Consider the following 18,537-nt stretch of genomic DNA (forward strand, 5'->3'; position numbering starts at 1 on the left):
TGGGGAACGTTATTGACGCTTCAACTATTCCGTGGGGCCGGTCGCGATCAGCCCGCCGCCGTCACCGGGCTGCCCGGCGATCGCCGCCATCGCGAGCCGCACCGCGGTCCGGGTCATCTGCGCCACCGGCAGCTCCCAGCGGGGGAGGCCCGGGACGCCGGGGCGCTCGCGGGTGCTCGCCACCGCGACCACCGGCAGGTCGGCCGGCACGCCGTAGCCCAGCTCGCGCAGGATCTCCACCAGGCCCGGCACGTCATGCACCGTGACCAGCGCCGTGGGCGGGTCGTCGACGTCGAGCAGACGGCGTACCCGCGCGGCGAGGGTGCCGGGGGAGTTCGAGGATCTGATCACGGTGAGCTGGGCGCCGGCGTCCCGGGCGCCGAGCCGGGCGCCGGCCAGGCCGCGCCGGGCGTAGCTCACACCCTCGCGGAACTCGGTGTCGGTGGAGGCCACGAACCCGATCCGATGGTGCCCGGCCCCGGCGAGCATCCGCACCGCCTGTGCGGCCGAACCCCCGAAGTCGAAGTCGCACCAGGGCAGGCCGCCCGGGTCCTCCGGGCAGCCGAGCAGCGCGGTCGGGAACCCGAGCTCCCGGACCACCGGGATTCGCGGGTCGTCGCTCAGCACCGACATCAGCACGGCGCCGTCGGCCAGCCGGCCCCGGGCCACCCGGCGCACGTCGGCCACGCTGTCCTCGCCGGTGAGCAGCAACAGGTCGTACTCGTGTTCGCGGGCGGCGGCGCTCAGGTCGTGCACGAACCGCCAGCGCAGCGGGTTGTACGCCCCCTCGGAGGGAACCGAGAGCGCGAGGACCCGGGTGGCGGCTCCGCGCAGCGCCCGGGCGCCGACGTGCGGCTGGTAGTCCAGCTCGCGAATCGCCTGCTGCACCGCCTCCCGGGTCTGCGGGGAGATGCTGCGCCGGTTGGACAGGACGTACGACACCGTGCTCGGCGCCACGCCCGCCAGCCGGGCGACATCGGCGATCGTGGCCACCGGCCGTCCCCTCGTCAGGAGTGTTCGTTACTGCTCCGTTGTCGAATCATTTCGACAGGGATGGACGCTAGAAGGCACGTCGCGACAGTGTCAAGCCACCGGCCTGTGTCCGTTCGAGGACGCTCGTAACGTTCGGACTGGTTGGAGTCTTGACACGGCGTCCGTTCCCCCGATTACTGTTTCCGCCAGATTGCACAGTCGAATCGAATCGACAGATTGCGCGGTCGGTGTGCACTGCACACGGCGGCGTACGCGTCACCTGTTCCGTACGTGTTCTCGGGGTGGCCGGTGCACCCACCGTGCCCCCGTGAACCGGTCCGTTCCTGTTCCACACATGGGTTTCGTACATGGGAGGTCGCGATGTCGGGGTCTGACGAACTCACCAGGCGCCGGCTGCTCTTCGGCGCCGCCGTGGTCGCCGGCGGCGTCACGCTCGGCGCCTGCAGCAGCAGCGGCGGGGGAGGGAACTCCACCGGTGAGGGACCGAAGCCGAGCAAGGGTCCCGCCAAGCGGGGATCGGCCCAGAAGCCGCTGTCCCCGCCGCGGCAGCTGAAGGAGTCGCCGCAGCTGGCCGCGCAGGTCAAGGCGGGAAAGCTGCCCGCACTGAAGGACCGGCTGCCCGCCAAGCCCTACGTCATCCCGCACTACTGGGCGCAGACCGGGAAGTACGGCGGCACCCTGCGGCTGGCCAGCGGTTCGAGCAACGACGCCGCCATCAAGGAGTACATGTACGGCCACTCCCCACTGCGCTGGCTCAACGACGGCCTCACCCTCGGCCCGGGCCTGGCGGAGAGCTGGGAGTCCAACGAGGACGCGTCGGTGTGGACGTTCCACTTCCGCAAGGGCCTCAAATGGTCCGATGGGCAACCGTGGACCACCGACGACATCATGTTCTGGTGGAACGACATGGTGCTCGACCCGGAGTTCAGTGAGGGCATCCCGGACGAGGCCCGGTCCGGCAAGGGCACGGTGGCGAAGTTCGCAGCACCCGACGAGAACACCCTGGTGATCACCTACGACGCGCCGAGCCCGATGGTGCCGGACATGATCGCCAACTGGGTCAACCGCGGGATCGCCGCGACCTGGATGGAACCCAAGCACTACATGAAGCAGTTCCACCCGAAGTACAACAAGTCCGTCGGCAAGGACTGGACGACGAAGTTCGACGAGAAGCGCAACACCGTCTTCAACCCCGAGACCCCGACCATGGGCGGTTGGCAGCTGGCCACCTACTCCGAGGGCCGGGCGACGACATGGAAGCGCAACCCCTACTACTACGTCGTCGACCAGGCCGGCAACCAGCTGCCGTACCTCGACGGGCTGAACTTCCGGGTGGTCGACAACATCGAGACCCGCAAGCTGCAGATCCAGTCCGGGCAGTTCGACCAGGTGCACGGGCCGTTCAACAGCCTGACCCTCGGCGACATCTCCGGGCTGAAGCGCTCGCAGACCAAGAGCGGCATGAAGATGCTGTTGTGGGACAGCGGATCCGGCACCGGCTCCATCTTCTTCTTCAACCAGGACTACGACGACGCCGCCATGCGCGCGCTGATCCGCAAACCGGAGTTCCGCCAGGCGCTGTCGCTGGCGTACGACCGCGGCGAGGCACGCAAGTCGATCTACTTCGACACCGGCACACCCACGACCGGTGGGTACGGACCGAAGACGCGTGAGTTCCACCGCGGCGACGGCCCCGGGATGTACAAGCAGTGGCGGGAGTCGTGGGTGAAGTTCGACCCCGAGCGCGCCAAGTCGATGCTGGACAAGCTGGGTGTGGTCGACAAGGACGGCGACGGCAAGCGGGAGAAGCCGGACGGCAGCAAGCTGATCGTCCGCCTGAACTACCCCGCCGACATCGACACCACCGGCGAGCACATGAAGAAGAACCAGCTGCTGAAGAAGAGCTGGGACGCGATCGGCATCGACACCCGGCTCAGCCCGGTCTCGCCCACATCCTTCGGTGACCAGTGGGCACAGGGAAAGCTGATGACCACCACCGCGTGGGAGACCAGCACGATGAGCGTCGCCGCCGACATGCTGTGGCTGATGCCGATGGAGCCTTCCCGGTGGGCCTCGCTGCAGGGGCAGTTCTACTCACTGCGGGGTACGCCCGACGAGAAGAAGCAGCTCGACGTCGACCCGTACAAGCGCACGCCGCCACGGGCCGTGCCCGAGCCGGGCGGTCCGGTGGACCGGCTGTGGAAGCTCGCCGACCAGGTGCGGGTCGAGGTCGACCAGACCAAGCGGGACAAGCTCGTCTGGGACATGATCAAGGTCCACATCGAGCAGGGGCCGTTCTTCATGGGCGTGGTCGCCAACTACCCGCAGATCGTCCTCGTCAAGGACGGCTTGCGCAACGTACCCACCAAGGAACAGACCGCACTCGGCGGTCTGGTCAACGACTGGCACCACCCCACGCCCGCGGCCTACGACCCCGAGGCGTGGTTCTGGGACGACCCGAAGGCGCACAGCTGAGGGCCGCTCCCGAAGGGCCGGCGACAAGCTGGGAATCGATCTCGGGGTGAACGCACGACGGTGGCCGCCGGTGGAGAGTTTCGTCTCCACCGGCGGCCACCGTCTTGTCGCGGTCCGGGTCCACCCGGGCGTTCGAGCCGCCCCAAGGTGCGGGCGGCGACGCGCCGGATGCATGCGGGCACTGGGGTGTGCTGCGAAGTCTTCGGTGCACTCTCGGTACACCCCGGTGCACTCTCGATACACAGCTGCGCGTACAGCAGGGCTGGTCCCCGCGTCGTCCGCGGATCGCACGCCCTCGCGTACCACCAGGGTCTCAGCTCGCGACTGCGGTGGTTTCCGCGTTGCGAGTCCGAGCCGGGGCAGCTGGGTATGAGGCGCCGTTCCCACACCCCAGGTACGGAACGACGCCCGCCCCCCGAAACGGTCCTGCCCTGCTCAGGCGGTGGGACCGTCGGGGCTCTGGCTGTTCTGCGAGGGAGCGGCGCCGCCGGGCTGTCCACCCGCCTGGCCGGCCTGGCTGCCCAGGAAGAACTGCACGCTGCCCTGAGCGTCGACCTCGGCGTCGAGCACCATCTCGTCGAGCATGCTGGAGGCGCTCTCCTCCAAGAAGACGCGCGCGCCCTGCTCCTCGACGACCGCGTCGCCCGCGGTGGGCTCGGCGGCGACCGCGAGGCTCAGGCTCTGCTGGTCCTCAGGCTGTGCGGTGATGCGCAGACCGGCGCTTCCGGGAAGTTCGGGGCTGTTCGTCAGGGACTGGATGACGAGGGCAGCGTTGTTCGTGAGTGCAAGCAAGATTGCTCCTCAACTAGAGATCATGGGTGACCGGGGAACTGCGCCCGCGCGCCGTCGAAGGCGTACGTCAGGGCGCCACTGGCCCGACCGGCTGGCAGGTGTGAATCACTCCCCGATGCACTGGACGCCGGTGATTCCACCCTTGCCCCTGATCGGCGCTGAGTCAAACCAAGCGTGTCGGCGGGCGCGTGTGGAGGTGTGGAGATGATGGATGGGTGACCAGTCACCCATCGCCATCGGAGTCTTCCGGCCCTGTCCCCGCACCGGGAAACGTCCCACCCGCCGGCCCCGACACGCCCGGCGGCACCGAGGTCGCGCCACCGCCGCGCTGGGGCATCCCCACCGCGATCGGGTCGCTGCTCGGTTTCGTCGTGTTGTCGTTCGCGGTGTCGTTCGGGCTCAGCGCCCTGGGAGTGGATCCGGTCACGGCGACGATCATCGCCACGCCGGTGGGCTGGCTGTCCCTCGCCGGCGTACCGCTGCTGGCCTCCCGGCGGCGGGGGAACGGTCCGCGCTCGGACCTCGCCCTGTGGTTCCGCCCGGTCGACGTCGCGATCGGGTTGGTCGCCTGCCTGGTCGTCCTCCTGGCGGCCACGCTCATCCTGCTGGTCACGATCGCGATGACCGGCGGTACGCCCACCTCAGCGCTGGGTGACGTCGCCGGGCACGCCCACGCCCACTGGCAGGTGGTGGCGCTGGCCGTCATGGCGCTGTGTGCGGCGTTCATGGAGGAAATCCACTTTCGGGGTATGTGGTGGAGTGCGCTGCGCCGGCGCGGCCTGGGCGCCCGGCCGACCCTGCTGGCGACGGCGGTGTTGTTCGCGCTGGTCCACCTCGAACCCACCCGGGTGGTGCTGTTGTTCGCGGCCGGGCTGGCCGCCGGATACGTCCGGATGCGGTCGGATCGGCTGGGGCCCGCGATCGTCACCCACCTGCTGATCAACCTGCTGGCCGCGGTGTCCCTGCTGAGCCTGCTGTGAGCTGCCGTGCCGTGATCTACCGGTGGTGACGTACGGGCGCTCCATGTGCGGCGGGACGTGCGGCGGGACGTGCGGCGGGGTCTGCCACGTCGGTGCCGTACGCGAGAATGGTCGATGTGCCGCTGTACGTCGACGAGGCCGTGGTGCTCCGCACCCACAAGCTCGGTGAGGCCGACCGGATCATCACCCTGCTGACCCGTCACCACGGACGGGTCCGCGCGGTCGCCAAGGGTGTCCGCCGTACGTCGTCGCGGTTCGGCGCCCGCCTGGAGCCCTGCTCCTACGTCGAGCTGCAGCTCGCGGTGGGCCGCTCCCTGGACGTCATCACCCAGGCCGAGATCCGCAGGCCCTACGCCGAGGCGATGTATGCCGACTACGGCCGCTACACCACCGCGGCGGCCATGCTGGAGACCGCGGAGCGGCTGACCGTCGAGGAGCGCGAGCCGGCCACCCAGCACTTCCTGCTCCTGGTCGCCGCCCTGCGGTCGCTGGCCGAGGGCGCCCACGAGCCCAGCCTGATCCTGGACTCCTACCTGCTGCGGTCGCTGGCCGTCGCGGGCTACGCACCCTCCTTCGACGCCTGCGCCCGCTGCGGCACGGGCGGCCCGCACCGCGCGTTCGCGGTCGCGGCCGGCGGGATGATCTGTGCCGACTGCCGGCCGGCGGGTGTGGCAATGCCCGCGCCGGAGACGGTCGGGCTGCTGGCGGCGCTGCTGACCGGTGAGTGGTCGGTGGCCGACGCGAGCACCGACCGGCACCGGCGCGAGGCGACCGGCCTGGTCTCGGCGTACCTCCAGTGGCATCTGGAACGCGGCCTGCGCTCGCTGCCGTACGTCGAGCGGTTCGAGCCGGAGATCCGGGTACGAGTCACGGAGGACGACCCGCACGACCACGAGCACCACCAGGACGGCCAGCACGAGCATGGGCACCACGAGCACGACCAGCATGGGCACGACCAACACGACGGCGCCTTCCCCCACGACACCGGACGGGGTGTGATCTCGCGATGAGTCCCAGTCTGCGCTCCGGCCTGCGGCGCAGGCCGGCACCTGTCCGCCGGCAGGTCCAGCCGCCCGACCCGCACCCCTCGGGTGCCCGGCCGCCGGCCATCCCGCCGGAGCTCGTTCCCCGCCACGTCGCCCTGGTGATGGACGGAAACGGCCGGTGGGCCAAGGCGCGCGGGCTGCCGCGCACGCGCGGTCACGAACGGGGTGAGGGTGCGCTGTTCGACACCATCAAGGGTGCGATCGAGATCGGTGTGAAGACCCTTTCGGCGTACGCGTTCTCCACCGAGAACTGGTCGCGTTCGCCGGAGGAGGTGCGCTTCCTGATGGGCTTCAACCGCGAGGTGATCCACCGCCGGCGGGACGAGCTGGACGCCATGGGGGTGCGGGTGCGCTGGGCCGGGCGCCGGCCCAAGCTGTGGAAGAGCGTGATCCGCGAGCTCGAGTACGCCGAGGAACGCACCCGCGACAACGACGTCATCACCTTGCAGTTCTGCGTCAACTACGGCGGACGCGCCGAGCTGGCCGACGCGATGCAGGCGATCGCCCGCGACGTGGAGGCGGGCAGGCTGCGCCCGGACCGGATCGACGAGCGGACGATCGGCCGCTACCTCTACCAGCCGGACCTGCCCGACGTCGACCTGTTCGTCCGGTCGTCGGGGGAGCAGCGCACCTCGAACTTCATGCTGTGGCAGTCGGCGTACGCGGAGTTCGTCTTTCTGGACACGTTGTTCCCCGACTTCGACCGGCGCGACCTGTGGCGGGCGATCGAGCTCTACGTCACCCGCGACCGCAGGTTCGGCGGCGCGATCCCCAACGAGGTGGCCGAGCCGTCAGGGTCCTGAGGGGCTCTGCCGTTGCTCCGTCGTTCCGAGGCGTTCGGAGGCGTTCGGAGCGTTCCGGGCGTCTAGGACGCGGCTCGGCGCGCGCAGGAGGCGCAGGTCCCGAACACCTCGAGGGTGTGGGTGACGTCGACGAAGCCGGCCTCGGCGGCGACGCCTTCGGCCCATCGCTCGACCGCGGGTCCCTCCACCTCCACGGTGTGCCCGCAGCTGCGGCACACCAGGTGGTGGTGGTGGCGCGCGGTGGCGCACCGGCGGTAGACCGTCTCGCCGTCGTCGGTACGGATGGCGTCCACCTGCCCGGCGTCGGCCAGGGACGCGAGCGTGCGGTAGACCGTTGTCAACCCGACGTTGTCACCGCGGCCACGCAACAGTGCGTGGATGTCCTGGGCGCTGCGGAAGTCCTCGACTCCCTCCAGCGCCTCCGCGACCGCGGCGCGCTGCCGGGTCGCGCGGATCCTCGGGTTCGCGTTCAGCTGGATCGCCTCCCCTGGGCGGCCGGGCCGCCGGGGCCCGGCCCGCCGGCGACGTGTTCCTCGTCGTCCTCGGCGAAGTGCTCGTCGTAGTGCGCGCCGTGCGGCGCGTGCCGGTGCCCGTCGTGCAGGTAGTCCACGTGGTCCTCGTGGGGGACTGCCCGGTGCCCGCAGGTGGGTCCGTGGGCGTGCAGGTGGTCCTCGGCCTCGTTGTGCGGCCCGCGCATCCGGGCCCGCAGCGCGGTGCCCGCCGCGGTGAGCACGAACACCGCGATGGCCGCGAGCACGATGGTCGCACCGGAGGGAGTGTCGGCGTAGAACGAGGTGAACACCCCACCCACGCTCACCAGGACGCCAACCACCATCGCGGTGGCGACGGTGCCGGCGAAGCTGCGGCCGACCCGCTGTGCCACCGCCACCGGCACGATCATCAGGGCGCTGACCAGCAGCAGGCCGACGACCCGCATCGACACCACGACGGTGACCGCGACCATCACCGCGAGCACGATGTTGAGGGCGAGCACCGGCAGGCCGGCCGCGGTGGCGTACTCCTCGTCCGCGCCGACGGTGAAGAACACCCGGGACATTCCCAGCGCGACCGCCAGCACGACCACCGCGAGGACGGCGAACACCACCAGGTCACCCGGCGTGGTCGAGGTGATCGAGCCGAAGAGATAGGCGTTGAGGTTGGCGGGAGTGCTGCCCGGCGCCTTGGCCAGCAGCACCACGCCACCGGCGATACCTCCGTAGAACATCACCGCCAGCGCGACGTCGCTGCTCGTGCGCCCCTTCGCCCGCATGAACTCGATGAGCACGGCGCCGACGACGGTGCACACCAGTGCCGTCCACACCGGGCCGGAACGGGTGAGCAGCCCGATGCCGACGCCGGTGAGCGCGACGTGGCCCATGCCGTCACCGATCAGGGCGAGCCGGCGCTGGACGAGGTAGATGCCGACCGCCGGGGCGGACAGGCCGATGAGCAGCGCGGCGAGCAACGCCCGCTGCATGAAGTCGAACTGCAGGATCTCCATCGTTTCAGTCCACGAATCCGAAGGGGCCGTCCGGCGAGGCCGGCAGGAAGTGGGGATCGGCGCCCGCGAAGCCGTTCAGCACGTTGTCGGTGGGCGGGCCGTCGTAGGTGACCCGGCCGTGGTGCAGCACGACCGTACGATCGATCAGGTCGGCGAGCGGCCCGATCTCGTGCGTCACGATGAGCAGGGTGGTGCCGGCCTCCACCAGAGCGGTGAGCGTCCGGGTGAGGATCTCCTGGTTGGCCAGGTCGACGCCGGCCAGCGGCTCGTCCATCACCAGCATGTCCGGCTCCCCGGCCAGCGCGCGGGCGATCAGCGCCCGGCGCTGCTGCCCGCCGGACAGCGTGGAGACCTGGGCGCAGGCCTTCTCCTCCAGGCCGACGGTGGCGATGGTGTCGGCCACCACTGTCCGGTCGGCCGGGCGGAGCCAGGGGGTGAGCAGCCGGCGGCGGGCCAGCCGGCCGGACGACACCACCTCCTGCACCGTCGCGGGAACACCGCCGCCGACGGTGTGCCGCTGGGGTACGTACCCGATCCGGGCGCGGTCGTGGAACCGGTGCGCAGGGGTGCCGAAGAGCTCCAGCGTGCCGGCCGAGAGGGGCACCAGGCCGAGGATCGCCCTGACCAGGGTCGACTTGCCCGAGCCGTTCGGTCCGAGCAATGCGACCACCTCACCGGGCAGGACGTCGAGGTCGACACCCGACAGCGCGCGCTGGCCGGCGTAGGAGACCCCGCCGTCACGGAGGCGGACGGCGGCGGCGGTCGCGGGACCTTCGGTGCCGGGTGAGCTGGTGGTCATGAGCAGACCTGTCCCTTCCGGAGCGTGGCGAGGTTGGCGCGCATGACGTCGAGGTAGTCCTTGCCGGCCGACTCCGAGGTCAGCCCCTCCAGCGGGTCGAGGACCGCGCTGGCGGCCCCGGTCTCCCTGGCCACCGTCTTCGCCACCGCCGGGCTCACCAGCGTCTCGTGGTAGATCGTACGAACGTCGTGCCTGCGGGCGAACGTGGCGGCCGAGCTGAGCTCGGCGGGGGACGGCTCCTGCTCCGGTGACAGCCCGGTGATGCCGAACTGCGTGAGCCCGTAGCGGTGGGCGAGGTATCCGAACGCGGCATGGCTGGTCACCAGGTCGCGGGTGCGGCAGGTCTTCAGGCCGGTCCGGAACTCCCGATCCAGGGTGGTGAGGTCGGCGCGGAGCCTGGCAGCGTTCGCCCGGAACCCGTCGGCGTGGCCGGGGTCGACGGCGGCCAGCCGCCTGGCGAGGGCGTCGCCCACGGCGGCCAGCCGGAGCGGGTCGAGCCAGAAGTGCGGATCCTTGCCCGACGCGACGCTGTCGGCCTCCTCGCCGCCCTCGACGTTGTTGGAGTGGTCGGCGTGGTCAGCGTGGCCGCCATGCTCGGCGTGGTCGGACTCGCCTGCGGTCGGTGCGGGCAGGGTCAGCCTGGCGGCACCGGCGACGTCCAGGCCGTGGTCGCCGGCCTCCTGTTTCACCGCCGAGTCCACGGCCGGCTGGAGACCGCGCAGGTAGACCACGAGGTCGGCCTGACTCACCGTGCCCACCGCCCGCGGCGACAGCTCCAGGTCGTGCGGCTCGGCGCCCGGCTTGGTGAGGTTGACCACGTCCGCGGTGTCTCCGGCGACGCGCTCGGCGGCGTACTGCAACGGGTAGAACGCCGTCACCACGCTCAGTCGGTCGCCGCCGGTCCCCGATCCGGACTCCTGGCCGCACGCGGTGAGGAGGCTTCCGGCGCACAGGCCGGCGGTCACGGCGGCAACCGCGGCGAACCGCCGTGCGGCACCATGCCGCCGGATCATGAAGAACATGAGAACCATTTTCAACTAGCGGCCCGGTGCTGTCAACTCGCGGTTGCCCAGGGGAGCGATTGACGGGTCGCCGGAAGCCGGAAAGTCGCGGGAGTCGCGGAGGTCGCTCGGAAGCCGGGAAGTCGCGGAAGGGGTGTGCAGAGGTCGTCGCCGCAAGCTGACGTTGCGGTCGCGCGGTCGCCGGGGGAGGTCCGGGCTACGCGGCGATGATGCGTATCGCCAGCGCGGCGCCGCCGAGGGCGAGTGCGACCAGGCGGATCACCCGGCGGGAGCGGTCGCCCTCGTGCCAGGCGAGGTAGGTGAGCCAGGCCATCAGCGCCACGACGACGCCGAGACAGACCGGTCCGTACGGCGCGGGCGTCAGCAGGCCCGCGACCAGCAGCGCCGCCAGGCCGATCGTCACCACCCAGCGCGGCATGCGGTGCAACCGGAGGATGACGGGGTAACTCAGGCGTTCGGCCGTACGGCGAAATCCGGTGGAGCCTGGCGAGCCTGACGAGCCCGAAGAACCCGGCGACCGTGACGGGCCCGGCGAGGCGGCCGAACTCGGACGACTGCGCGGCTCGCCGGGCTTCGGCTGCCTCGACTTCGGTCGGTCGGACACGACACTCCTCGGCTGGACCTCGACTGGACCGGGCCGACGTCGATGCCGGCCGCCACTCGTTCTGACCGATCCTCTCACCGCGGCCGGGCGTAGGACACCGTGCATCGGGGCACACCGGTAGCCTGTGTCCTTCCCGCGTCCCCGCCGACACCCAGCCGGATGGAGTGCACACGTGCCAGCCGATCGCCTCGACACCCTCGTCAGCCTCTGCAAGCGCCGCGGCTTCGTCTTCCCCTGCGGGGAGATCTACGGCGGCACGCGTTCGGCCTGGGACTACGGCCCGCTCGGAGTGGAGCTGAAGGAGAACCTCAAGCGCCAGTGGTGGCGGACGATGGTGCGCACCCGCGGAGACGTGGTGGGCCTGGACTCCTCGGTGATCCTGCCGCGGGCGGTGTGGGAGGCCTCCGGTCACGTCGAGGCGTTCGTCGACCCGCTGACCGAGTGCCAGAGCTGCCATCGCAGGTTCCGGGCCGACCACCTGGAGGAGGCCTTCGCAGCGAAGCACGACCGGCCGCCCGCCGACATCAGCGAGCTCGGCTGCCCGGCCTGCGGCACCAAGGGCGCGCTCACCGAGCCGCGGTTGTTCAACGGCCTGCTGCGCACGCACCTCGGACCGGTGGAGAGCGCGGAGGGCATGCACTTCCTGCGGCCGGAGACCGCACAGGGCATCTTCGTCAACTTCGCCCAGGTGATGGCCTCCGCGCGTCGCCGGCCGCCGTTCGGCATCGCGCAGATCGGCAAGAGCTTCCGCAACGAGATCACCCCCGGCAACTTCATCTTCCGCACCCGCGAGTTCGAGCAGATGGAGATGGAGTTCTTCGTCCGGCCGGGCACCGACGAGGAGTGGCACGACTACTGGCTGGCCAACCGCTGGGAGTGGTACACCGACCTCGGCATCTCCCCGGACAACCTGCGCTTCTACGAACACCCCAAGGAGAAGCTCTCCCACTACTCCAAGCGCACCGTCGACATCGAGTACCGCTTCGGCTTCGGCGGCAAGGAGTTCGACGAGCTCGAGGGCGTGGCCAACCGCACCGACTTCGACCTCACCACACACGCCCGGGCCTCCGGTGCCGACCTGTCCTACTTCGACCAGGACAAGGGCGAGCGCTGGACGCCGTACGTCATCGAGCCGGCCGCCGGCGTGGGCCGGTCGATGGCGGCGTTCCTGCTGGACGCCTACACCGAGGACGAGGCGCCGAACGCCAAGGGGAAGCTCGAACGCCGCACCGTCCTGCGGCTGGACCGCCGCCTCGCTCCGGTGAAGGCGGCCGTGCTGCCGCTGTCCCGCAACGCCGACCTGTCACCGCAGGCACGCAGGCTCGCCGACCAGTTGCGCCAGTCGTGGAACGTCGAGTTCGACGACGCCGGCGCGATCGGGCGGAGGTACCGTCGGCAGGACGAAATCGGTACGCCGTACTGTGTGACGGTCGACTTCGAGACGTTGGAGGACCACTGCGTGACGGTACGTGAGCGCGACTCGATGACGCAGGAACGCGTCTCCCTCGACGGTGTGGAGGCCTACCTCGCGGCACGTCTGGTCGGCTGCTGACCGTCCCCTCCGGTCCACCTGCCCCGAGCCCCTGCCCCGTTCCCTCCTCCCTGGTGTCATGACACGACTAACCAACCTCTCCCAGCCGCGCTCGTCGTCCGGTCGGCCGTCCTGGCGGTCGTCCCGGCTGCCTCGGTCGTCCCGGTGGCGCCGGCCGCTCGGGCTCGCCGGAGTCCTCAGGCTCCTCCGGGTCGGCGGGCTGGCCGGGCTGGCCCTCGGCGTCACCGTCGGGTGCGGCCCGCTCGACGCCCTGACGAACGCGACCGGCTCCACGGACTCACGCACACCCGAGCCGAGGTCGACCGCCCAGCGCGGCGACACCTCCCTGCGCAAGCTCACCAGCGCGACCGACACACCCAAGCCGACTCCCACGAGGACGCCCACCCCGACGCCGACGGTCACGCTCACCCCGCTGCCGCGGCCGACGAGCACCTACCCGGCGCCGAAGCTGCCCCCGCCGCCGAAGGACGAGGCGCCGGAGCTGGAGCGGATCAAGTACAAGCTGGAGACGGTCGTGTGGGCCTCGGCCGGCGAGGTGGACCAGAAGGGCACGAGGTCCAGCTGCTCGAAGTCCGAGAACGACATCATCGCGCTCGGCACGTACAAGTTCACCTGCGACGTGAAGCTGGACGACGTGCAGACCAGGTTCGCGATCACCGCCACGGTGAAGCGGTCGGAGGTCAACTGGGGCTGGTCGGCGGCCAAGCTGCCGGTGGCGGAGAAGAAGGCGGTGTACGAGGCGACCCGGCAGGCGTTCCGGCCGGCCCGGGTGACCTGTGACGTCACCGACCTGGAAGCCGTCGAGGTCGGCACGCGTACCGGCCTGACCTGCTGGGTCACCGACGTCTACAACGAGAACGTCACCTACCACGGCAAGCTCCTGCCCAACGGCGCCCTCGCGTTCCAACCGGACGGCTCATGACCGCCGCGCCCGTCTCTCATCCGGCGCCGCCGCCGGAGTCGCGCCCGGAGTCGCGTTCCGCGTCGGCTTCGGAGCCGCACGACGTCCCGAGCGGGTTCCGGCTCGGCTCGTCGACGGTCAGCCCGCCGGTCGTCCTCGCCCCGATGGCGGGGGTGACCAACGCGGCGTACCGCACGCTGTGCCGCGAGCAGGGCCAGGCGTACGTGCCCGACGCGGGATCTGCCCCGTCACCCGACGCGCCGACGGGCGGGGAACAACCGCTGGCCGGGGTGTACGTCTGCGAGATGATCACCTCCCGCGGCCTCGCCGAGGGCGACGAGACGACGAAGCGGATGCTGGTGTTCGACCCGGGCGAGACGGTCCGGTCGGTCCAGCTGTACGGCGTGGACCCCACCTACATCGGCCGGGCGACCGAGATCCTCTGCGGCGACTACGGCGTGGGGCACGTCGACCTGAACTTCGGCTGCCCGGTGCCCAAGGTCACCCGGCGCGGCGGGGGAGCGGTGCTGCCCTGGAAGCGCAACCTGCTCGGCGCGATCCTGCGTTCGGCGGTCGCGGCGGCCGCGCCGTACGGCGTCCCGGTGACGATGAAGACCCGCAAGGGCATCGACGAGGACCACCTGACCTTCCTGGAGGCCGGGCGGATCGCGCAGGACAGCGGCTGTGCGGCCATCGCGCTGCACGGGCGGACCGCCGCCCAGCACTACAGCGGCCAGGCCGACTGGGACTCCATCGCCGCGCTCGCGGGGGCGGTCGACATCCCGGTGCTCGGCAACGGCGACATCTGGGAGGCCGAGGACGCGGTACGCATGGTCCGCGAGACCGGGTGCTCCGGTGTCGTCGTCGGCCGCGGGTGCCTGGGCCGGCCGTGGCTGTTCCGCGACCTGGCGGCCGCGTTCGGTGGGCTGCCGGCACCGGCGCTGCCCGGGCTCGGCGAGGTGGCCGCGATGATGCGCCGGCACGCCGAACTCCTCGCGGGGTACGTCGGGGAGGAGCGCGGCTGCCGGGAGTTCCGCAAGCACGTTTCGTGGTACCTCAAGGGGTTCTCCGTCCGGCAGCAGGTCCGCCGGGACCTCGGCCTGGTGTCCGACCTCGCCGGGCTGGACGCCCTGGTCGCCGAGCTCGACCACGACCAGCCGTTCCCGGTCGCCGAGCTGGGCCTGGCCCGCGGCCGGCAGGGCAGCCCGCGGTCGGTCACCATGCCGGAGGGATGGCTGGACGACCGCGACGGGCTGGGGGAGGACCTGGCCGGCGCCGAGCTCGGCGTCTCCGGCGGCTGACACGGCTGACAGTTGTCCGGTGGGGGTACGGTCGGGATCATGGCTGAGCGTGAGGACCACGGGCTGTTCGGCCCCGGCTCGGTCACCTGGCGGGTGCACGGCGAGCACGTCATGTGGGTGGCGGGCGTCCGCGCGCTCTACCTGCAGGCGCTGTATCCGCGGGTCATGCGGGGCACCTTCCAGAACTCCGCGCTGTTCGACCGGAAGAAGGCCTGGGCGCGGTTCCTGCGTACGACCGACTTCGTGGCGATGCGCACCTACGGCACCAAGGCGCAGGTGAAGGAGGCCGGCCGGCGGGTCCGGGCCATCCACGCCGGCCTCACCGGCTACGACCCCGACACCGACGAGACGTTCCGGCTGGACGAGCCGGAGGGCCTGCTGTGGGTGCACTGCGGGGAGATCGACTCCTACGTCGACGTGGCCCGCAGGTCCGGCATCCTGGGCAGCGACAAGGAGGCCGACGCCTACGTAGCGGAGAGCAGGCGGGCCGCCGAGGTGGTCGGGATCCGGCGCTCCGACGCCCCCGCCTCGCGGGCCGACCTCGCCGACTATTTCGCCATGATGCGACCGAAACTGTACCTGTGCGACGAAGCCCGCCAGGGCGTGCTGAACTCGTTCAACCCGCCGTTTCCGTTCCGGCTGGCGCCGCTGCGGCTGGTGGTGCCCTCGCTCAACACGCTCGCCTTCATGGCGCTGCCGCGCTGGGCCCGCCGCATCTTCGGTGTACCCACGCTGCCCACCACCGAGCTGTCCGTCACCCTCAGCCTGCGGGCGGCCCGCCAGGCCACCTCGGTGCTGCCACCTGCGCCGCTCCCCGCGGCCGTGGCCGGCGCGGCGTAGGGCCCGCTCACTTTCCCGCCTGATTCACAGAACACGCCCTACGCTCGAAGCCGGGGTGCCGCACGGAGAGCGGCCGCCGCCGGGGGTGAGCTGCCATGCTGGTGTACGGATTTTCCCAGGGAAACAAGGACATGCGGGACCTGCTCGGCGGGAAGGGTGCGAACCTCGCCGAGATGACCAACCTCGGCCTTCCGGTCCCGCCGGGGTTCACCATCACCACCGAGGCCTGTCGTACCTACCTCGAGACCAGGCAGGAGCCGCCCGGGCTGCACGACGAGGTCAGCGGGCACCTGGCGCACGTCGAGTCCACGCGGGGCATGCGGCTGGGCGATCCCGGCGACCCGCTGCTGGTCTCGGTGCGGTCGGGGGCGAAGTTCTCCATGCCCGGGATGATGGACACGGTGCTCGACATCGGGCTGACCGACCGGTCCGTACGCGGGCTGGCCGAGCAGGCAGGTGACGAGCGCTTCGCCTGGGACTCCTACCGCCGGCTGCTGCAGATGTTCGGCAAGACGGTGCTCGGCATCGACGGTGCGCACTTCGACGACGCCCTGGACGCGCTGAAGCGGGACCGGGGTGCGCCGCACGACGTCGACCTGGACGCGGCGGCGCTTCGCGACCTCGTCACGACGTACAAGGACATCGTGCGCGCCCAGAGCGGCCGTGACTTTCCGCAGGATCCGCGCGAGCAGTTGGACGCCGCGATCCGGGCGGTGTTCGACAGCTGGAACGCACCACGGGCGATCACCTACCGCCGCCAGGAACGCATCAGCGCCGACCTCGGCACGGCGGTGAACGTGGTGGCGATGGTGTTCGGCAACGCGGGCCCGGACTCCGGCACCGGGGTGGCGTTCACCCGCGACCCCGCCTCCGGGGCGCGCGGCATCTACGGCGACTACCTCGCGAACGCGCAGGGCGAGGACGTCGTGGCCGGCATCCGTAACACCGTCCCGCTGACCGAGCTCGCCCAGCTGGACAAGGTGTCCTACGACGAACTGCTCGACATCATGGCCACCCTAGAAGGGCACTACCGCGACCTGTGCGACATCGAGTTCACCATCGAACGCGGCCGGCTGTGGATGCTGCAGACCCGGGTGGGCAAGCGGACCGCGGCCGCGGCGTTCCGGATCGCCACCCAGCTCGTCGACGAGGGACTGATCACCGAGGACGAGGCACTGGCCCGGGTCGACGGGCACCAGCTCGCCCAGCTGATGTTCCCGCGGTTCGACGAGCGCGCCGCGGCATCCTCGTCGGGGCGGGCGGTGGCGCACGGCATGAACGCCTCGCCGGGCGCGGCCGTGGGACGTGCGGTCTTCGACACCGCCACCGCCGTGGAGTGGAACGCCGCCGGCGAACAGGTGATCCTCGTTCGCCGGGAGACCACCCCCGACGACCTGGACGGAATGATCGCCGCCCGCGGGATCCTCACCAGCCGCGGTGGCAAGACCTCCCACGCCGCCGTGGTCGCGCGCGGCATGGGCAAGACGTGCGTGTGCGGAGTGGAGACGCTGGACATCGATGTGGCCCGCGGGCGGTTCACCGCGCCGGGCGGGGTGGAGGTCGCCGAGGGTGACGTGATCTCCATCGACGGTACGACCGGGAACGTCTTCCTGGGCGAGGTTCCGGTCGTCGACTCACCCGTCGTGCGTTATTTCGAAGGGGAACTGGACCCCGCCGCGGCCGAGGCCGACGAGCTGGTGCGTTCGGTGCACCGGCTGATGACGGTCGCCGACAGCCGCCGCCGGCTCGGCGTCCGCGCGAACGCCGACCTGCCCGACGACGCCGCGCGCGCCCGGGCGATGGGCGCGGCCGGCATCGGTCTGTGCCGCACCGAGCACATGTTCCTCGGCGATCGCCGGCGGTACGTCGAGGCGCTGATCCTCGCCGAGAACGATGCGGAGCGAACGGCCGCGCTGGAGGAGCTGCTGCCGCTGCAGCGCGCCGACTTCGAGGGGCTGCTGGCGGCGATGGACGGGCTGCCGGTCACGGTGCGGCTGCTCGACCCGCCGCTGCACGAGTTCCTGCCCGACCTCACCGACCTGTCCGTACGGATGACGCTGGCGACGGAACGCGGCGAGCAGGACCCGAGGGACGAGCGGCTGCTGCGCGCGGTCCGGCGGCTGCACGAGCAGAACCCGATGATGGGCCTGCGCGGCGTCCGGCTCGGCCTGGTCGTACCCGGCCTGTATGCCCTGCAGGTGCGGGCGGTCGCCGAGGCGGCCGCGGCCCGCGAGCGCGTCGGCGGCGACCCGCGGGTCGAGGTGATGATCCCGCTGGTGAGCACCGTCCAGGAGCTGGAGCTCAGCCGCGAGGAGGCCGAGCGCACCGTCGCCGGCGTCCGCGACCGCACCGGGTTCACCCGGCCGATCCCGGTCGGGACGATGGTCGAGCTGCCCCGGGCGGCGCTGACCGCCGGTGCGATCGCCCGGGCGGCGGACTTCTTCTCCTTCGGCACCAACGACCTCACCCAGACGACCTGGGGGTTCTCCCGCGACGACGTGGAGGCGGCGTTCTTCGCGGCGTACCTCGAGCGCGGGGTCTTCGGTGTCTCGCCGTTCGAGTCGCTGGACGTCGCCGGTGTCGGCCGCCTGGTCGAACTCGCCGTCCGCGAGGGCCGGGCCGCCCGGCACGACCTCAAGCTCGGGGTGTGCGGCGAGCACGGCGGCGACCCGGACTCGGTGCACTTCTTCCACGGCGCCGGTCTGGACTACGTCTCGTGTTCGGCGTTCCGGGTCCCGGTGGCCCGGCTGGAGGCCGGCCGGGCGGCGGTACTCGCCGACGCCGACGCGGGCAGCGCCAGCCGGTGAGCGACCGGATCGGCCCCCCGCCCGTCCGGAACGCCCTGAACGTTGCCCTGAGTGCCAATGTCGGTCACTCGTTGACACGACGATCTCGCGCATGCCTAGTGGAACCATGGAGCCGCCACCT

General features: G+C 71.2%; 15 protein-coding genes and 1 pseudogene. 9 read left to right on the plus strand and 7 right to left on the minus strand.

The features are described from left to right. Positions 1–24 precede the first annotated feature (24 nt). The gene (locus ABZV93_RS24740) at positions 25–993 is read right to left on the minus strand and encodes a LacI family DNA-binding transcriptional regulator (protein WP_354940257.1); all 969 of its coding nucleotides are present in this window, start codon (positions 991–993) and stop codon (positions 25–27) included. Between the two features lie 360 nt (positions 994–1,353). Here ABZV93_RS24740 and ABZV93_RS24745 point away from each other — a divergent pair, with 360 nt between their 5' ends. Continuing rightward, a complete protein-coding gene (locus tag ABZV93_RS24745; RefSeq protein ID WP_354940260.1) occupies positions 1,354–3,468 on the plus strand; it encodes an ABC transporter substrate-binding protein in 2,115 nt (704 codons plus the stop codon). Between the two features lie 435 nt (positions 3,469–3,903). On the opposite strand, the gene ABZV93_RS24750 is transcribed toward ABZV93_RS24745, so the two are convergent. Further along, positions 3,904–4,260 (minus strand): Fe-S cluster assembly protein HesB, encoded by a 357-nt coding sequence (locus ABZV93_RS24750; RefSeq protein WP_354940262.1) that lies wholly within the window; start codon positions 4,258–4,260, stop codon positions 3,904–3,906. A gap of 215 nt (positions 4,261–4,475) precedes the next feature. Here ABZV93_RS24750 and ABZV93_RS24755 point away from each other — a divergent pair, with 215 nt between their 5' ends. From ABZV93_RS24755 to ABZV93_RS24765, 3 genes and pseudogenes are all read left to right on the plus strand, one after another. Beyond that, positions 4,476–5,240: a type II CAAX endopeptidase family protein gene (locus ABZV93_RS24755; RefSeq protein WP_354940265.1), complete on the plus strand. Its 765-nt coding sequence runs from the start codon at positions 4,476–4,478 to the stop codon at positions 5,238–5,240. 116 nt (positions 5,241–5,356) lie between these two features. Continuing rightward, positions 5,357–6,082, plus strand: a pseudogene (gene recO, locus ABZV93_RS24760) (DNA repair protein RecO); the annotation flags it as partial. Positions 6,083–6,246: 164 nt separating this feature from the next. Next, positions 6,247–7,089, plus strand: coding sequence for an isoprenyl transferase (locus ABZV93_RS24765; protein WP_354940268.1), 843 nt, complete (start codon positions 6,247–6,249; stop codon positions 7,087–7,089). Positions 7,090–7,151: 62 nt separating this feature from the next. Here ABZV93_RS24765 and ABZV93_RS24770 read toward each other — a convergent pair whose 3' ends face one another. From ABZV93_RS24770 to ABZV93_RS24790, 5 genes are all read right to left on the minus strand, one after another. Beyond that, entirely contained in the window at positions 7,152–7,562 is a 411-nt protein-coding gene (locus ABZV93_RS24770) for a transcriptional repressor (RefSeq protein WP_354940394.1), read from the minus strand. Further along, the gene (locus ABZV93_RS24775) at positions 7,559–8,590 is read right to left on the minus strand and encodes a metal ABC transporter permease (RefSeq protein WP_354940271.1); all 1,032 of its coding nucleotides are present in this window, start codon (positions 8,588–8,590) and stop codon (positions 7,559–7,561) included. The genes ABZV93_RS24770 and ABZV93_RS24775 overlap by 4 nt, the downstream gene beginning before the upstream one ends. 4 nt (positions 8,591–8,594) lie before the next feature. Further along, complete coding sequence (locus tag ABZV93_RS24780) at positions 8,595–9,389, minus strand: metal ABC transporter ATP-binding protein (RefSeq protein WP_354940274.1); 795 nt, start codon at positions 9,387–9,389, stop codon at positions 8,595–8,597. Next, positions 9,386–10,411, minus strand: a complete 1,026-nt coding sequence (locus ABZV93_RS24785) for a metal ABC transporter substrate-binding protein (protein ID WP_354940277.1) — start codon at positions 10,409–10,411, stop codon at positions 9,386–9,388. The genes ABZV93_RS24780 and ABZV93_RS24785 overlap by 4 nt, the downstream gene beginning before the upstream one ends. A gap of 196 nt (positions 10,412–10,607) precedes the next feature. After that, the gene (locus tag ABZV93_RS24790; RefSeq protein WP_354940280.1) at positions 10,608–11,120 is read right to left on the minus strand and encodes a DUF6703 family protein; all 513 of its coding nucleotides are present in this window, start codon (positions 11,118–11,120) and stop codon (positions 10,608–10,610) included. A gap of 67 nt (positions 11,121–11,187) precedes the next feature. Between ABZV93_RS24790 and ABZV93_RS24795 the strand changes: the two genes are divergently transcribed. The 5 genes from ABZV93_RS24795 to ppdK all read left to right on the plus strand — a co-directional run bounded on the left by ABZV93_RS24795 (position 11,188) and on the right by ppdK (position 18,416). Beyond that, entirely contained in the window at positions 11,188–12,567 is a 1,380-nt protein-coding gene (locus tag ABZV93_RS24795) for a glycine--tRNA ligase (RefSeq protein ID WP_354940283.1), read from the plus strand. 58 nt (positions 12,568–12,625) lie between these two features. Beyond that, the gene (locus ABZV93_RS24800) at positions 12,626–13,489 is read left to right on the plus strand and encodes a hypothetical protein (protein ID WP_354940286.1); all 864 of its coding nucleotides are present in this window, start codon (positions 12,626–12,628) and stop codon (positions 13,487–13,489) included. Beyond that, positions 13,486–14,769, plus strand: a complete 1,284-nt coding sequence (gene dusB, locus ABZV93_RS24805) for a tRNA dihydrouridine synthase DusB (RefSeq protein WP_354940289.1) — start codon at positions 13,486–13,488, stop codon at positions 14,767–14,769. Before ABZV93_RS24800 ends, dusB begins: the two co-directional genes overlap by 4 nt. 39 nt (positions 14,770–14,808) lie before the next feature. Then, positions 14,809–15,609: an oxygenase MpaB family protein gene (locus ABZV93_RS24810; protein ID WP_354940292.1), complete on the plus strand. Its 801-nt coding sequence runs from the start codon at positions 14,809–14,811 to the stop codon at positions 15,607–15,609. A gap of 95 nt (positions 15,610–15,704) precedes the next feature. After that, positions 15,705–18,416, plus strand: a complete 2,712-nt coding sequence (ppdK, locus tag ABZV93_RS24815) for a pyruvate, phosphate dikinase (RefSeq protein WP_354940296.1) — start codon at positions 15,705–15,707, stop codon at positions 18,414–18,416. Positions 18,417–18,537: the final 121 nt, after the last annotated feature.

Origin of the sequence: Actinopolymorpha sp. NPDC004070 (assembly GCF_040610475.1) — a bacterium.
Taxonomy (GTDB): Bacteria; Actinomycetota; Actinomycetes; order Propionibacteriales; family Actinopolymorphaceae; genus Actinopolymorpha.

Bases quoted from the DNA above. Each gene is read 5' to 3' on its own strand.
- ABZV93_RS24745 (WP_354940260.1), top strand. From the start codon at position 1,354: ATGTCGGGGTCTGACGAACTCACCAGGCGCCGGCTGCTCTTCGGCGCC.
- ABZV93_RS24765 (WP_354940268.1), top strand. From the start codon at position 6,247: ATGAGTCCCAGTCTGCGCTCCGGCCTGCGGCGCAGGCCGGCACCTGTC.
- ABZV93_RS24775 (WP_354940271.1), bottom strand. From the start codon at position 8,590: ATGGAGATCCTGCAGTTCGACTTCATGCAGCGGGCGTTGCTCGCCGCG.
- ABZV93_RS24780 (WP_354940274.1), bottom strand. From the start codon at position 9,389: ATGACCACCAGCTCACCCGGCACCGAAGGTCCCGCGACCGCCGCCGCC.
- ABZV93_RS24785 (WP_354940277.1), bottom strand. From the start codon at position 10,411: ATGTTCTTCATGATCCGGCGGCATGGTGCCGCACGGCGGTTCGCCGCG.
- ABZV93_RS24790 (WP_354940280.1), bottom strand. From the start codon at position 11,120: ATGCACGGTGTCCTACGCCCGGCCGCGGTGAGAGGATCGGTCAGAACG.
- ABZV93_RS24800 (WP_354940286.1), top strand. From the start codon at position 12,626: ATGACACGACTAACCAACCTCTCCCAGCCGCGCTCGTCGTCCGGTCGG.
- dusB (WP_354940289.1), top strand. From the start codon at position 13,486: ATGACCGCCGCGCCCGTCTCTCATCCGGCGCCGCCGCCGGAGTCGCGC.
- ABZV93_RS24810 (WP_354940292.1), top strand. From the start codon at position 14,809: ATGGCTGAGCGTGAGGACCACGGGCTGTTCGGCCCCGGCTCGGTCACC.
- ppdK (WP_354940296.1), top strand. From the start codon at position 15,705: ATGCTGGTGTACGGATTTTCCCAGGGAAACAAGGACATGCGGGACCTG.